Origin of the sequence: Levilinea saccharolytica, from assembly GCF_001306035.1 — a bacterium.
Lineage (GTDB): Bacteria > Chloroflexota > Anaerolineae > Anaerolineales > Anaerolineaceae > Levilinea > Levilinea saccharolytica.
The window spans coordinates 22,352-35,815 of record NZ_LGCM01000016.1; the positions used below are offsets into that span (position 1 = coordinate 22,352).

General features: G+C 62.9%; 14 protein-coding genes. 4 read left to right on the forward strand and 10 right to left on the reverse strand.

The genetic code is table 11. From position 1 onward, the window contains the following. Position 1: 1 nt before the first annotated feature. Positions 2–946: a Gfo/Idh/MocA family oxidoreductase gene (locus ADN01_RS03865; protein WP_062419506.1), complete on the reverse strand. Its 945-nt coding sequence runs from the start codon at positions 944–946 to the stop codon at positions 2–4. Between the two features lie 17 nt (positions 947–963). After that, entirely contained in the window at positions 964–1,662 is a 699-nt protein-coding gene (locus tag ADN01_RS03870; RefSeq protein WP_062419507.1) for a hypothetical protein, read from the reverse strand. Between the two features lie 251 nt (positions 1,663–1,913). Here ADN01_RS03870 and ADN01_RS03875 point away from each other — a divergent pair, with 251 nt between their 5' ends. Both ADN01_RS03875 and ADN01_RS03880 read left to right on the forward strand, forming a co-directional pair. Next, positions 1,914–2,447 carry a PadR family transcriptional regulator gene (locus ADN01_RS03875; protein WP_062419508.1) on the forward strand — a complete coding sequence of 178 codons (534 nt, stop codon included), beginning with the start codon at positions 1,914–1,916 and terminating at the stop codon, positions 2,445–2,447. Between the two features lie 12 nt (positions 2,448–2,459). Further along, positions 2,460–2,939: a hypothetical protein gene (locus tag ADN01_RS03880; RefSeq protein ID WP_062419509.1), complete on the forward strand. Its 480-nt coding sequence runs from the start codon at positions 2,460–2,462 to the stop codon at positions 2,937–2,939. Between the two features lie 88 nt (positions 2,940–3,027). Here the strand turns inward: ADN01_RS03880 and ADN01_RS03885 are convergent, their stop codons facing one another. The 6 genes from ADN01_RS03885 to ruvB all read right to left on the reverse strand — a co-directional run bounded on the left by ADN01_RS03885 (position 3,028) and on the right by ruvB (position 8,728). Continuing rightward, positions 3,028–3,801: a class I SAM-dependent methyltransferase gene (locus tag ADN01_RS03885; RefSeq protein ID WP_062419510.1), complete on the reverse strand. Its 774-nt coding sequence runs from the start codon at positions 3,799–3,801 to the stop codon at positions 3,028–3,030. 13 nt (positions 3,802–3,814) lie between these two features. After that, positions 3,815–4,504 (reverse strand): HAD family hydrolase, encoded by a 690-nt coding sequence (locus tag ADN01_RS03890; protein ID WP_062419511.1) that lies wholly within the window; start codon positions 4,502–4,504, stop codon positions 3,815–3,817. 144 nt (positions 4,505–4,648) lie between these two features. Beyond that, entirely contained in the window at positions 4,649–5,932 is a 1,284-nt protein-coding gene (locus ADN01_RS03895; protein WP_147238923.1) for a C39 family peptidase, read from the reverse strand. Positions 5,933–5,975: 43 nt separating this feature from the next. Further along, positions 5,976–6,602 carry a LysE family translocator gene (locus ADN01_RS03900; protein WP_062419513.1) on the reverse strand — a complete coding sequence of 209 codons (627 nt, stop codon included), beginning with the start codon at positions 6,600–6,602 and terminating at the stop codon, positions 5,976–5,978. Positions 6,603–6,655: 53 nt separating this feature from the next. Next, positions 6,656–7,675 carry a tRNA preQ1(34) S-adenosylmethionine ribosyltransferase-isomerase QueA gene (gene queA / locus ADN01_RS03905; protein ID WP_062419514.1) on the reverse strand — a complete coding sequence of 340 codons (1,020 nt, stop codon included), beginning with the start codon at positions 7,673–7,675 and terminating at the stop codon, positions 6,656–6,658. A gap of 21 nt (positions 7,676–7,696) precedes the next feature. Further along, the gene (gene ruvB / locus ADN01_RS03910) at positions 7,697–8,728 is read right to left on the reverse strand and encodes a Holliday junction branch migration DNA helicase RuvB (RefSeq protein ID WP_062419519.1); all 1,032 of its coding nucleotides are present in this window, start codon (positions 8,726–8,728) and stop codon (positions 7,697–7,699) included. Between the two features lie 153 nt (positions 8,729–8,881). Here ruvB and upp point away from each other — a divergent pair, with 153 nt between their 5' ends. Next, positions 8,882–9,508: a uracil phosphoribosyltransferase gene (upp, locus tag ADN01_RS03915; protein ID WP_062419515.1), complete on the forward strand. Its 627-nt coding sequence runs from the start codon at positions 8,882–8,884 to the stop codon at positions 9,506–9,508. Positions 9,509–9,590: 82 nt separating this feature from the next. On the opposite strand, the gene ADN01_RS03920 is transcribed toward upp, so the two are convergent. Further along, positions 9,591–10,928, reverse strand: a complete 1,338-nt coding sequence (locus ADN01_RS03920) for an ADP-ribosylglycohydrolase family protein (protein WP_062419516.1) — start codon at positions 10,926–10,928, stop codon at positions 9,591–9,593. A 39-nt stretch (positions 10,929–10,967) separates the two neighbouring features. Continuing rightward, positions 10,968–11,954, reverse strand: a complete 987-nt coding sequence (moaA, locus tag ADN01_RS03925) for a GTP 3',8-cyclase MoaA (RefSeq protein ID WP_062419517.1) — start codon at positions 11,952–11,954, stop codon at positions 10,968–10,970. A gap of 151 nt (positions 11,955–12,105) precedes the next feature. Here moaA and moeB point away from each other — a divergent pair, with 151 nt between their 5' ends. After that, positions 12,106–13,260: a molybdopterin-synthase adenylyltransferase MoeB gene (gene moeB / locus ADN01_RS03930; RefSeq protein ID WP_062419518.1), complete on the forward strand. Its 1,155-nt coding sequence runs from the start codon at positions 12,106–12,108 to the stop codon at positions 13,258–13,260. Positions 13,261–13,464: the final 204 nt, after the last annotated feature.

A 13,464-nucleotide genomic window follows, 5' to 3' on the forward strand; every position in this document is an offset into this window, starting at 1 on the left:
CCTAGCCTTTCAAGCGGGGATGCATCTCGCTGCCGCCGCTTTCCACCGCTGCGCTGCGGATGCGCTGAGTCAGGGTGATGGAAGGGCGCGCGTCCGCAATGCCAAAGCCCTCCCCCGCCAGGGTCTTTTCGTACACGCGCGTGTGCAGATCAGTGAAGCCTTCGGAGAACTCAATTTCCTGCCCGTCCACGGTGATGGAGCGGAAGGTGGAGCGCTTCCCCGGTTCCAGCGCAAAGGGCAGGTCGTTCGCATCCACCGAAAGGAACCAGCGCACGCGCGCCTTTTCCAATTCAATGAAGCCGCCCATGCGGCGCTCGTCCACATGGTGCACGCGGCACTCGCCCGCCGGGCCAAACAGCCACAGCAGCAAATCGAAGAAGTGAATGCCGATGTTGGTGGCCACCCCGCCCGATTTTTCGCTGACACCCTTCCACGAGGTGTGATACCACCCCCCGCGAGCGGTGATGTAGGTCAGAACCACGTCGCGCTGCCCCGGCCCGGCCTGGGCAATTTGCTCCTTCAGGCGCATCAGCTCTGGGTGCACGCGCAGCTGCAGCACGGTGAAAATGCGCTTGCCGGTTTCCGCTTCCAGCTCCTCCAAGGGGTCTAAATTCCAGGGGTTAATCACCAGCGGCTTCTCACACAGCACATTCGCCCCCACGCGCAGCCCCAAACGGCAGTGGGCGTCGTGCAGGTAGTTGGGCGAGCACACCGTGATCCAGTTCACCCGGTTTTCCTCCGGCCCCCGCCGCAGCTTTTCCAGATGGCGGTCAAAGCGCTCGATCTCGGTAAAAAAGCGGGTGTCAAACGAATATTGATCCAGAATCCCCACCGAATCGTTGGGATCCACCGCCGCCACCAGTTGATTGCCGGTGTCGCGGATGGCGCGTAAATGGCGCGGGGCAATATAGCCGCCCGCCCCGATCAAAGCAAAATTTTGTCCCATCGCTCTCTCCTTTGCCCTCAGCGCGGCAGTTCCCCTGCCACAGGGCGGTCTTCAATCCGCAGCCAGCGCTCCACCTGCTGTTCCATAAACAAAGCTACATCCGGCGTTTCCAGATTACTGAACAGCTTGTGCGAACGCCCGTCCTGCGTGATGGCGAATAAATGATACGATGCGCTCGAGTCGCTGCTTTTCCCCGGCGCAAGCTGCGTGTACAGTTGACGGATCTCCGCCGTGGGCAGGGTGACGGCGCCGCCCCAGGGCAGCGGCCCGTGCCACACGGCCAATTCCTTGCGGGTCAATTCCAGATAGCTGCGGTTGAAGAAACCTGCCAACACCGAATAGGTCAGGCCAACCCCCACCGCCAGGTGGGCGATGGGGAAGACGATCATGATCCACGGTGCTTTCATGCTGAAGGCGATTCCATACCAGAAGATCAAAAAACTGTCCCAGGCGATGCAGAAAAAGGCCAGGGGGATGTATTTCAGGGAGAACCAGCGCCGCACCAGCCGCACCGCCCCGCTCTCTTTTTCGATGCTGATCTCCGCTGGACGCGCCGCCGCCGCCCGCGCCAGGCTGCGGATGCCCGTGAGCTGGGGGGCAGCTTCGCGCAAAATATGCTCGTTGCCGCAATACAGGCAGCGGTAGCGGTCCGATTCCTGCGGGATTTCCATTTTTCCCCCGCAGGAAGGGCAGGTCAGGGTGATGAAATCGCTCATAGGTTCCTCTCCCCAAAAATAATCTCTCACCGAATAATGAAGCAGGCTGATTCTACCCTATTCCGCGCCCAGAGGATTCATAAATGAACCAATAGATAGCAAGCTGTAAAGCCTGTCGGACGGGTGTATAAGGCTGTGCTTGACAATTGTTTTTGATTGGATATAATACATCTGAATAGTCAAACCTGACTATTCACAACTAAACGTAGAAATTGTGCCCGCGTCAGCGGATAAAGGTTGAGGAGATCGGCATGGAAAAAGAGCTGCTGCTTTTAGGAATTTTACGCCGCCAGGAGCTGCACGGCTACCGGCTGGCGGAGTTCATTGAGCACAACTTAGGCTCCTGCACCGATCTCAAAAAATCCACTGCCTATTACCTGCTGGAAAAACTGGCCGCAGCGGGCTGGGTAGCCTTCACCCAGGATCAGGCCGGAAAACGCCCCGCGCGGCGGGTGTACCGCCTGACCGAAGCGGGTGAAGCCGCCTTCCAGCGCCTGCTGCGTCAGCACCTGGCCGCCTTCACCCCGCCTTACTTCACCGATGATATCCCCCTGGCGTTTATGGATTTGCTGCCCCCCGCCGAGGCCCTGGGCCTGCTGGAGGAACGCCGCGCGGCGGCCGCCGAGCATCTGTCGCAGCTGCGCGCCGCCCCCGCTCACCCCGGCCCAGCCCAGTGGATGGTGGCGCATCAAATCCGTTTTTTAGAAAATGAACTGCTGTGGCTGCAAGAACTGGAGGAGCATCTCCAGTCCCCATCCACACACCCAACACCCCTTTCAGAATAGGAGCTGCTTCGTATGTACCTCACCTTCTTAACCCTGCACAACATCTCCCGCTGGCTGGTGGTCATTTTTGGCCTGATCGCCATCGTGCGCGCCTTCCGCGGCTGGTTTTCCAAGCGCGATTGGCAGGCCCAGGATGACAAGTTCGGCAAATTCTATGTGATGTTCTTTGACGTTCAGGTGCTGCTGGGCCTGATCCTGTATTTCGGCCTCAGCGCCATCACCGTGCCGGCCTTCCGCAATTTCGGGGCGGCCATGGGCGTGACCGCCACGCGTTATTTCCTGGTGGAACACCTGGCCATTATGCTGATCGCCCTGGCCGTGGCGCATATCGGCCGCGCCCGCGCCAGCAAAGCCGCCCAGGCCGTGCAGAAGCACAAGACCTCCGCCATTTTCTTCACCACCTCGTTTGTGCTGCTTCTGGCCGGCATCCCCTGGCCCTTCCTGCAAGGCGTGGGCCGCCCGCTGCTGCGCCTGTTTGGGCTGGATTTCTAGCCTCCCGCCGATTTCCGAACATCAAAAACAGCGTCTGGGAAGATCATTTCCCAGGCGCTGTTTCGTTTCATCCTCACGTGATGAACCCTCAGGCGGGCTTCTCCGCGCGGGTGGCCATCGTGGTGGGCGTGAACCACACCAGCAAATTGTAGGGGGCCACATCCTCAAAGAAGCCGGTTAACACAAACCCGGCCGCCAACTGCCCGCCGATCTGATCTTCCAGGCTGTGCCCAAATTCCATGGGAAGCTGCTCGGCCTGGTAACGCGCCAGAGTCTCGGCGTCCAGATGTTCCAGATCCGAATAAGGAACGCGGTGGCGCAGTTCAAACACGCCCTCGTTATCCATTTTGTCAAAATCAAACAGGTAATGGACCGGATTGATAAACCCAGCCAGCAGCCGCCCGCCCGGGCGCAGCACCCGAAAACACTCGCGCCACACCGGCTTCACATCCGGCACAAACAGATTGGAAATCGGGTGGACGATCAAATCAAAACTGCCGTCCGCAAAGCAGGACAGGTCGCGCATGTCGCCTTCCACCAGCTCCAACTGCAAGCCCTCGCGCTCGGCCACCTCACGGTCGCGCTCCAGCTGACGGGGTGAATTATCAAAGACGGTCACCTGCGCGCCCGCCGCCGCCAACACCGGCCCCTGCTGCCCACCGCCCGAAGCCAAACACAGCACCCGGCAGCCGCGCAGCGGCGGAAACCAATCCATTGGAATGGGTTTGGTGGGCGTCAGCACAATCTCCACCTTGCCCTGCCGCGCCGCAGCGACCACCTCTGGAGCAACGGGCAGCGTCCAGGGGTTGCCTTTTTCCACCTGGTGATCCCAGGCCTGACGGTTATACGCTCGGATGTCCATAAAAACCTCGCTCCTATCTTTTCGGCTCGCCAAAGAGCACCTGGGCCAGATCGGCGGTGCTGGGCAGGATCAAATCCGCCCCCGCCCGCCGCAGCTCTTTTTCATCTCCAAAGCCGCACAGCACCCCCACCGTCTGCGCGCCCGCGGCCTTGCCCGCGCGGATGTCCACCGTGGTGTCGCCGATCATCAGGCAGTCCTGCGGCTCCAGCCCCATCTGCCGCGCCGCCCACACCACCGGGTCTGGGAAGGGCTTGGTGTATTGGCAGGTCTGCGAAGTGGCCACGCTGTGAAACAACCCGTGCAGATCAAACTGGTGCAGGAAAGCCAGGGTGCTTTCTTCGTCGCGCGCGCTGACCACCGACATGGGCAGCCGTCCGCGCACCGCCGTCAGCATCTCCAGCACCTGCGGAACCATGCGAAAGGTTTTCCTGCGCCGTGCGCGCAAACGCCCCAGGCGCTGCATCCCGCGGATCATCCAGGCGTCCAGATTGAGCCGGTCTAATACATGGTAGCCCACGTTCCCCGGCGTCTCCAGGGTCATCACCAGCCAACGCGCCGCCGGGCGCACCTCGCCCTTGCGAAACAAAAAACGGGCCCAGCGCAGCCGCTCTTCAAACTGCTGCACCCACACATCATCGGTATCGCTCAGCGTGCCGTCCACATCAAAGCACAGACCCCGAATCCGGCTCACATCCAACCCCATCGCTCCTCCTCGTTCACATCCCTCCCGCCGCCATTACCCCCCCGGCGGCCGCGGCCAACACCAAACTGACGCAGGCGCAGGCCGTCACCAACAAAGCCAGCGCCGTCAGCAAGACTCGTTTGCCCATGCTGCCCTCCCCACACCTCAGTTTTGCGATAAGAAATTGAGCGCGTACTGCGCGTCCGCGTAGCCAGGGTACGCCTTCAGCGCTTCCTGAAAGCGCGCCAGCGCCCCGTTGCGGTCGCCCATGCGGTAGCGCGCCCAACCGTTCCACAATAAAGCCTCTTCCGCATTGGGGGTGATCTTCACCGCGAAATCGCTGATCGCCAGCAAATCTTCGCTGCGCCCGGCGTGGAAGTACGCCAAAAAAGGCCCAAACTGGTAGCGCAGCATGCGCTGCGGCAGGCCAATTTCACGCGCGCGGTCATAGGCCTCGGCGGCTTCTGCATAGCGCTCAAAGTACACCAGGTTGCTGCCCAAATTGAACCAGGCAAAGGCGTTCTTGGGCTGCGACAGGGTTTCGGCCTGGGCGGTTTCCAGCGCCCGCTGGCGGTTCACATCCGCGTTCCAATCCGCCCCCAACAAGGCGCTCACCTGGGTCTCGGCCTCACTGGGGTACACCACCAGGAACACGCGGTTAAAGGTCTGCCAGTTGGCGTCCAAATCCGTGTAGCGCACGCTGCGGTCGGCCCCTTCCAGGCTGTCCTGCACGGTGAAAGCCTGGGCAGTGTCATCGTAGGCCGTCAGCAGCAAGTAATGCCCGGCCCAGCGGTCATCCTCAAACCAGAAGGCCTCCTGCAAATACATACCTTCTTCCACCACCACCGGAAAACCGTTGGCCAGCAGCAGCCGCAGTGTATCCAGCGTGCCGCCCACCCGAAACACCACGTTGATGCCGGGGACGCTGCCGCGCACAAAGCCCGCCAATTCATCCACGTTGATGTTGCGGTCGGCACGCGCCGGCTTGATCTCATCCGCCACGTCAAACTGATCACCCTCCCAGCCGTAGTAGGTCAGAGCCATCGAAAGTGTGGCCGGGCCGCAGTTGTTCCAATCCTGTTTTTCGTAGCGCGGCGAAGTCAGCCTCACCTGCCCCGGCAGCGGGGTGGACGTGGCAGTGGGCGCCGCAGTCGGTTCCGGCGTGGATGGGGCCGCGGTGCTGCGCGCGGGCGCGGGGGTAGGGCTGGGGGATGGGCTGGGTGAAGGCGCCGCGCTGGGCGCGGTCAGCGGTTGAGCGTGTTGCTGCGGGGCGGGCAGCGCACCCGCAGGTGAAAGCGCCATGCGCACCCGCGTGGTGAGGATATCCATCCGCCAGCTCAGGCGGTTATTCACATAAGGAATCTGGTATGCCGCGGCCAACAGCAGCACTGCCGCCAGCACACCCAGAAAAAACTTCCACCAGCTCCATGTCATGCGAAGGGTATTCATTCGCCGAATTGTACCAGACCCGCCCCCCGTCTTCAACAACCGTTCAGCCCACCCTCACCAGAGCCAGAAGCTGCCATAAGCCAAAAGCGCACAAAACCGTCCCCGAAACGCGGTTCACCCACACCATCCAGCCGCCCTGAAAGCGCTCACGGATCAGGCTGACGCCGCCGCTGAGCAGCAGCCACCAGGCCGCTGACCCGCAGAAGACCGCCCCCACCAGCAGGGCTGCCCCACCAGGGCCTTGCCAATCTCCCGCGCCCAGGCCGGCAAACACCGCCGCGAAAGACAAAATCGTCATGGGGTTGGTCAGGGTCAGCGCCACGGTGGAAAAATACGCCCCGGCCAGGCCAGCGCCCGCTTTTTTCACCACGGCGGCCTGCGTGGCCGGGCGCGCCAGAAAGGTGCGCACCCCCAGGTACACCAAAAAGCCGCCGCCCACCAAGCGCAGCCAGCCCTGCGCCCCCACCAGCAGCTGCGTGACCACCGACAGACCAAACGCCGCCGCACAGCCGTACAGCGCGTCTGCCGTGGCCGCCCCCAACCCGGTGAACAGCCCCACCCAGCGCCCCTCGGCCAGGGTGCGCCGGATGCACAGCACGCCGATGGGCCCCACCGGTGCGGCAATAGAAAAGCCGATCATCAGCCCTTTGAGAACAATATTCAGATCCATAACCCACCCATCAGGAAAAATGTTTGAAAACCCACACCCACAAAGGGAGGGGGTTATACGATCAGCATGGCGTCGCCGAAGGAGAAAAAGCGGTATTCCAGCCGCACGGCCTCGGCGTAGGCCGCCAACATGCGCTCGCGCCCGGCGAAGGCGCTCACCAGCATCAGCAGAGTGGAACGCGGCAGGTGAAAATTGGTGATCATGGCGTCCACCGCCCGGAATTTGTAACCCGGCAGGATAAACAGATCGGTCGGCCCGCTGTAAGCCGCCACGCTTTGCCCCGGCCCGGCCGCGCGCGCCGCGCTTTCTAAGGTGCGCACGCTGGTGGTGCCCACGGCGATCACCCGTCCGCCCGCCTGCCGCGCCGCCTCAATTTGTGCGGCGGTCTCCGCGCTCAGTTGGCACCATTCGGTGTGGATCACGTGCTCCTGGGGGTCGTCTTCGGTCACCGGCGCAAAGGTATCCAGGCCCACGTGCAGCGTCACCGCGGCAAAATTCACCCCTTTGGCGCGCAGCGCGTCCATCAGCTCGGGAGTAAAGTGCAGCCCGGCGGTGGGGGCGGCCGCCGACCCCGGCTGGGCGGCGTACACCGTCTGGTAGCGCTCTGGATTGCTCAGCGGGGTGTGGATGTAGGGGGGCAGGGGCATCTGGCCGTGGCGTTCCAGGTAAGCCTGCACCGGCCCTTCAAAACGCAGCCGCCGCCGCGAGCCGTCCAACACCGCCTCCACCTTCACGCTGGCGCCGTCCTCCAACTGCAAGCTCAGCCCGGCCGTCACGCGTTTGCCGCCCACCAGGGCTTCCCACACCTGATCTTCTTCCTGACGCAGCAGCAGAATCTCCACCTTGCCGCCGGTGGGCTTACGCGCAAAAATGCGTGCGGGCAGCACACGGGTGTGGTTGACCACCAACAGGTCGCCGGGGCGCAAATAATCGCCCACCTCCCAAAAATGGCGGTGTTCCAGCTGGTCGGTGGCGCGGTTCACCACCAGCAGGCGCGAGGCATGGCGCGGCTCGACCGGTGTCTGGGCAATCCGCTCCGGGGGCAGGAAATAATCAAAATCGTCGGTACGCATGGGGGGTGCCGGCGCTGCGCCTTAGAATAGAGACGCCTGCTGCCGTGGATCCTCCGGGAAGGGCAAATGTAAATGCTCATACGCCTGGCGTGTGGCCGTGCGTCCCTGAGGCGTGCGGTCTAAGAAGCCCAACTGCAGCAAGTACGGCTCCACCACATCCATAATGGTGTCCGGCTCTTCGCCAATCGAGGCGCCGATGGTGTTCAGCCCCACCGGCCCCCCGTTGTATTTTTCGATGATGGTGCGCAGCACGCGCCGGTCCACGTCGTCCAGGCCCAGCGGGTCCACATTCAGCAAATCCAGGGCCTCATCCGCCACCGCCTGGGTGATGTGCCCCTCGGCCCGCACCTGGGCAAAATCGCGCACGCGCCGCAGCAGGCGCAGAGCCACGCGCGGGGTTCCGCGCGCCCGGCGGGCAATCTCGCGCACGCCCCCCTCTTCGGCGCCCACCCCCAGCCGTTCCGCCGCCCGCCGTACAATTTCCATCATGGCCGGCAGCCCGTAGTATTCCAGGCGGTACACCGCCCCAAAGCGCGCCCGCAGCGGGGCGCTGACCAGCGCCAGGCGCGTGGTGGCCCCAATCACGGTGAAGCGCGGCAGTTTCAGGCGGATGGAACGCGCCGAAGGCCCCTTGCCGATGATGATATCCAGGGCGTAATCTTCCATCGCCGGGTAAAGCACCTCTTCCACCACCCGCCCCAGGCGGTGAATTTCATCAATGAAGAGCACATCCCCCGCATGCAGATTGGTCAAAATGGCCGCCAGGTCGCCGGGGCGCTCCACCGCCGGACCCGCGGTGATCTTGATGCTCACGTTCATCTCGTTGGCCAGCACATGCGCCAGGGTGGTCTTGCCCAGCCCCGGCGGGCCGTAAAACAGAACGTGATCCAGCGCCTCGCCGCGTTTGCGGGCCGCGTCAATCAAAATGGACAGGTTCTCTTTCACCTGCTCCTGTCCAATCAATTCCTGCAGCCGCCGCGGACGCAGGGCCGTATCCACACGGTCATCCGGGCGCGGTTCGGGGGTGATCAGGCGGTCAGCGGAGTCGCTCATACGTTCGATTATACCCCAAGCCGCTTTTGAACAAGCCGCCTCGCCGCGGGTGAATTTTTCCGGCAAATTCCCGGCCTCGTTCAACTCGTAGAATCGCGCACTTCACGTTATACTACCAGAAAGCATTGACTCATCCCCCTCCTGGAGGTTTCCATGTCGAACGTCCACGTTTCCCCTCACCCGCTGGTCGCGCACAAGCTCAGCCTGCTGCGCCAGGCCTCCACCGAACCCAAAAAATTCCGACAACTGATCAAAGAGCTGGCCGCCCTGCTGGTCTACGAGGCCACTCTGGATCTGGCCACCGAGCCGGTGGAGATTGAAACCCCCATCATGCGCACCACCGCTTACCGCCTCCAGGAAAAAATCGGCCTGGTTCCCATCCTGCGCGCGGGTCTGGGTATGGTGGAAGGCATTTGGGAGCTGATGCCCTCCGCCGAAGTCTGGCATATCGGCCTGTACCGCGACGAGCGCACCCTCAAGCCGGTGGAATATTACAACAAGCTGCCCACCGAACCCACCGTGTCGGTCTGCCTGATCCTCGACCCCATGCTGGCCACCGGCGGCTCCGCCGTGGCCACGGTGGACATCCTCAAGCGCTGGGGGGCCAAAAAGATCAAGTTTGTCGGCCTCATCGCCGCCCCCGAAGGCATTCAGGCCATGCAGTCCGCCCACCCGGATGTGCCCATCTACGTGGCCCACATTGATGAGCGCCTCAACGAACACGGCTACATCGTCCCCGGTTTGGGGGATGCCGGCGACCGTCAGTTCGGCACAGCCTGACCCCACCGCAAGACCGCTTTTAAATGATTCAGGCATCCAAAACGCTGGATGCCTGTTTTTTCTTAATTTCCGCAGCGCGTGCTCATGCCTGACCCGCCCGCGCCAGCGCCACCGTGCGCCGCGCCAGGTCGGACAGGCGCACATGCTGGTAGCCGCTGATGCCGGTATCCAGGCGGTCGTTGAGCGGGCCAACCCACTCGCCCGGCATCTGCCGCGCGCCCAGGAGCATGCCCACCACCGAGCCCACCGTGGCCCCGTTGCAGTCTGTGTCAATGCCGGCCGTCACCGCCCAACTGATGGAGGTCCCAAAATCACCCTCGCCCCACAGCAGCCCCAGCGCCACAATCTGCGCGTTGCTCAGGGTGTGGCACCAATGGTGCGGGTTGGCGTCATCCCAGCGCTGATGAATGCGCGCCACGGCTTCTTCGGCGCTCACCCCGTCGTCGTACCAGGCCATCACCTCGCGCACGTCCGCGCTCAGGCGGCAGCGAGCGGGGATCTGTTCCAGGCCCGCTTCCAGGGCCTCGCGGGCGCTGCCCACCACCGCCGCCGCGCTGCACATGGCCGCTGCCCACATCTCGCCGTACAGGCCGTTTTTCACATGGCTGATGCAGCCGTCGCGCCAGGCCAGAGCTGCTGCCCGCGCCGGGTCTCCGGGGCACACATAGCCCCAAAAATCGCCGCGGATCTGCGCCCCAATCCATTCGCGGTACGGGTTGCAGTAGCGCGCGCTTTCCGGCGGGGTCTTCATCAGCAAAAAGTTGCGGTAAGCCACCCGCTCAGCGGTGAAGGTGTGATAAGCGGGCAGGTTATCCAGCCAAAAAGTAGCCACATCCTCCGGCCGAAAATCCCAACCGTAGCGTTCCATCACCGCCAGCGACATGACCGTGTAATTGGTGTCGTCGTCCTCCACCATGTGGTCAATTTCATCAATGTAGCCGCGAGCAGTCTCAAAGGTGTATTTGGCTTTCAGCTCATCCGGCAGGCTGGAATCCAGATAGCGCCGCAGGGGATACTGCCCAATTCGGCGCAAATACGGCCACACATCCCGCACCAGCAGCCCCTCGGTGGGCTTGCCCAACAGACAGCCGCTGCACCGTCCCAGCCAGGCGCCGTACACGCGGTCAAAGAATTCTTCTTCTCCCAAAGCGGCCGCCTGCCATTTGCGGCTGGGCCGCGGGCGCGCCTTTTGGATGGCCTCCAGGGCAGAAGGCTCGCGAAAGGGGTAATCCTTGCGCGTGCGCAGAGCGGCGCTGCGTTCCATAAAACGCCGCACGCGTTCCGGCGCGGGGGTCTCCGCCGCCAAAAGAGCTTCCAGCTCTGCCTGCAGGGATGCGGACAGCGCCGCCCCTTCATCTTCCAACTGCTGCCGCTCTACCCCCAGCTCTGCCTTGCCAAACGCCAACCAACGGTCTTCCATGCGCGCCTCCTGTTCATCTAATCCCAAACGTTTCAGATCTCAACCGCCAATCTGCATCATCGTGCGCCCTTTGGGCGCATGGGATTGGTCTAACTCGTGGCTCTCCGGTTTCATGCCCACCGCCCGCTGCAGCAGCGGCAAAATATCGCCGCCCGCGCGCAGCGTATCCAGCAGCGGAATTTCCACATCGCTCAGCAGGCACGGGCGCAAATTGCCGTCCGCCGTCAGCCGCAAACGGTTGCAGAATTGGCAGAAATGCTCACCCACGGGTGAAATGAAGCCCACCCGGCCTTTTGCGCCGTGCAGCCGAAATTCACGCGCCGGGCCGCTGCCCACCGTTTTTTCCACGGCTTCCAGACCCAGCGGCTCCAATATCTTCAGCATTTCCTGAATGGAAAGGTAGGCCGCCTGCGGGGGCGGGAAACCCTCGCCCCACAGCGCCTGGTTTTTCACCGGCATCAACTCAATGAAGCGCACATGCCAATCGCGCTCCAGGGTCAAACCGGCCAGAGCCGCCAGCTCATCGTCATTCACCCCACGCATGGCCACGCTGTTGATCTTCACCGGCCTCAGCCCGGCCGCCTCCGCCGCCAAAATCCCCCGCCAGGAGCGTTCAAACGAGCCGCCGCGGGTGATGTGGGCAAATTTCTGCGCGTCCAGCGTGTCCAGGCTGACGTTGACGCGCTTCAGGCCCGCCTGCGCCAGCGGCCCAGCCAGGTTTTCCAGCAGCAGGGCGTTGGTCGTCAGGCTCACGTCCTCCACCCCCGGTGTGTTGGCGATCAAACGCACCAGTTCGGTGATATCTTTGCGCACCAGCGGTTCGCCCCCCGTCAACCGCACCTCGCGCACCCCATGCTCGGCCGCCACCCGCACCACCTCGGCAATCTCTTCGTAACGCATGATGGTCGGGTGCGGCTGCCAATCCACCCCATCCGGCGGCATGCAGTACACACAGCGCAAATTGCAGCGGTCGGTAACTGAGATTCGCAAATACGTGATGGAGCGACCAAATGTATCCACTAACATGGCAAGGTTCCTTTCTGAGGCTGCAGCTCGATGAAGTCGGGCGAACCTGGTTAAATTGTACCATGCCGCTCCTTTTTGCATGGTCTGCGCTGCGCTGCCCGCGCCACTTATGGTATCATCAATTCAACGTCATCCAAAACGAGGCCGCGGCATGTACCCTTCCCTCTCTCGCGAAGAAGTCCTGCGCTATTCTCGCCACCTGACCCTGCCGGATGTGGGCATGGAAGGTCAGCGCAAGCTGAAAGGCTCCTCGGTGCTGGTGGTCGGCACGGGCGGGCTGGGTTCGCCCATCGCCCTCTATCTGGCCGCCGCCGGGGTAGGCCGCCTGGGGTTGGTGGATTACGACACCGTGGATTCTTCCAACCTTCAGCGGCAAATCATCCACGGCTCCGACCGCCTGGGGCAGCCCAAGGTGGAATCGGCCCGCCGCCGCCTGCTGGAACTGAACCCCTACATCCAGGTAGACGCCTACAACACCCTCTTTTCCGCCAGTAACGCGATGGAAATCGCCGCGGAGTACGACCTGCTGGTGGACGGCACGGATAATTTCCCCACCCGCTACCTGCTCAACGACCTGAGCGTGCTCAGCGGCAAGCCCTACGTGTACGGTTCCATCTACCGCTTCGAAGGCCAGGTGTCGGTCTTTGATGCCCGCAGCGGCCCGTGTTACCGCTGCCTCTTCCCCGACCCACCTCCCCCTGGGGCTGTGCCCTCCTGTGGTGAAGGCGGCGTGCTGGGCATTTTGCCCGGCACCATTGGAACCCTGCAGGCCACAGAAGCCCTCAAGCTGCTGCTGGGCATCGGCGAAACCCTCACCGGCAAGCTGCTGCTCTACGACGCCCTTGACCTGTCCTTCCAAACCATTCAGCTGCGCAAAAACCCGCGCTGCCGCATCTGCGGCGCGGAACCCAGCGTCACCAGCCTGGTGGATTACGAAGCCTTCTGCGGCGTGCCCGCCAACGACCACGCCGTGCCCGCCCCACCCGCCGAATGGGATGTGGAGCCCCAGGAGCTCAGCCAGCGCCTGCGCTCCGCAAACCCGCCCCTGCTCTTGGATGTGCGCGAGGCGGTGGAGCTGCAAATTTCGGCCCTGCCCGGCGCGTGCAACATTCCCCTCTACCAGTTGGCCGCCCGTCTGGATGAACTGGACCCCCAGCAGGAGATCGTGGCTTTTTGCCGCACCGGGGTGCGCTCCACACGCGCCCTGCACCTGCTGCGTTCCGCTGGTTTCACCCAAGTCCACAACCTACGCGGGGGCATCAACGCCTACGCCCAACAGGTGGACCCTTCTCTGTTCCAATATTAGGCCCGGCTCCGATGAAACCCCTCCGCTTATCCCTCCCCGTTCTGTTCCTGGCCCTGGCGCTGCTGGCCTGCTCCCTGCCGGGCCGGCCAGCCCTAAAATGCGCACAATGTTGGTGATGTGGCCGGAAAAGGTGGAAAGCGACTGCTCAATGGACTGTTCATCGCCGATGTCGGCGAAAATATCTGCAAAGATCGAGAGGGCCGA

Coding starts and splice junctions, on each gene's coding strand:
- ADN01_RS03900 (WP_062419513.1), bottom strand. CDS start 6,602: ATGGATCTGAATATTGTTCTCAAAGGGCTGATGATCGGCTTTTCTATT.
- ADN01_RS03875 (WP_062419508.1), top strand. CDS start 1,914: ATGGAAAAAGAGCTGCTGCTTTTAGGAATTTTACGCCGCCAGGAGCTG.
- ADN01_RS03890 (WP_062419511.1), bottom strand. CDS start 4,504: ATGGGGTTGGATGTGAGCCGGATTCGGGGTCTGTGCTTTGATGTGGAC.
- ruvB (WP_062419519.1), bottom strand. CDS start 8,728: ATGAGCGACTCCGCTGACCGCCTGATCACCCCCGAACCGCGCCCGGAT.
- moeB (WP_062419518.1), top strand. CDS start 12,106: ATGTACCCTTCCCTCTCTCGCGAAGAAGTCCTGCGCTATTCTCGCCAC.
- upp (WP_062419515.1), top strand. CDS start 8,882: ATGTCGAACGTCCACGTTTCCCCTCACCCGCTGGTCGCGCACAAGCTC.
- ADN01_RS03880 (WP_062419509.1), top strand. CDS start 2,460: ATGTACCTCACCTTCTTAACCCTGCACAACATCTCCCGCTGGCTGGTG.
- ADN01_RS03885 (WP_062419510.1), bottom strand. CDS start 3,801: ATGGACATCCGAGCGTATAACCGTCAGGCCTGGGATCACCAGGTGGAA.
- ADN01_RS03895 (WP_147238923.1), bottom strand. CDS start 5,932: ATGAATACCCTTCGCATGACATGGAGCTGGTGGAAGTTTTTTCTGGGT.
- queA (WP_062419514.1), bottom strand. CDS start 7,675: ATGCGTACCGACGATTTTGATTATTTCCTGCCCCCGGAGCGGATTGCC.
- ADN01_RS03865 (WP_062419506.1), bottom strand. CDS start 946: ATGGGACAAAATTTTGCTTTGATCGGGGCGGGCGGCTATATTGCCCCG.
- moaA (WP_062419517.1), bottom strand. CDS start 11,954: ATGTTAGTGGATACATTTGGTCGCTCCATCACGTATTTGCGAATCTCA.
- ADN01_RS03920 (WP_062419516.1), bottom strand. CDS start 10,928: ATGGAAGACCGTTGGTTGGCGTTTGGCAAGGCAGAGCTGGGGGTAGAG.
- ADN01_RS03870 (WP_062419507.1), bottom strand. CDS start 1,662: ATGAGCGATTTCATCACCCTGACCTGCCCTTCCTGCGGGGGAAAAATG.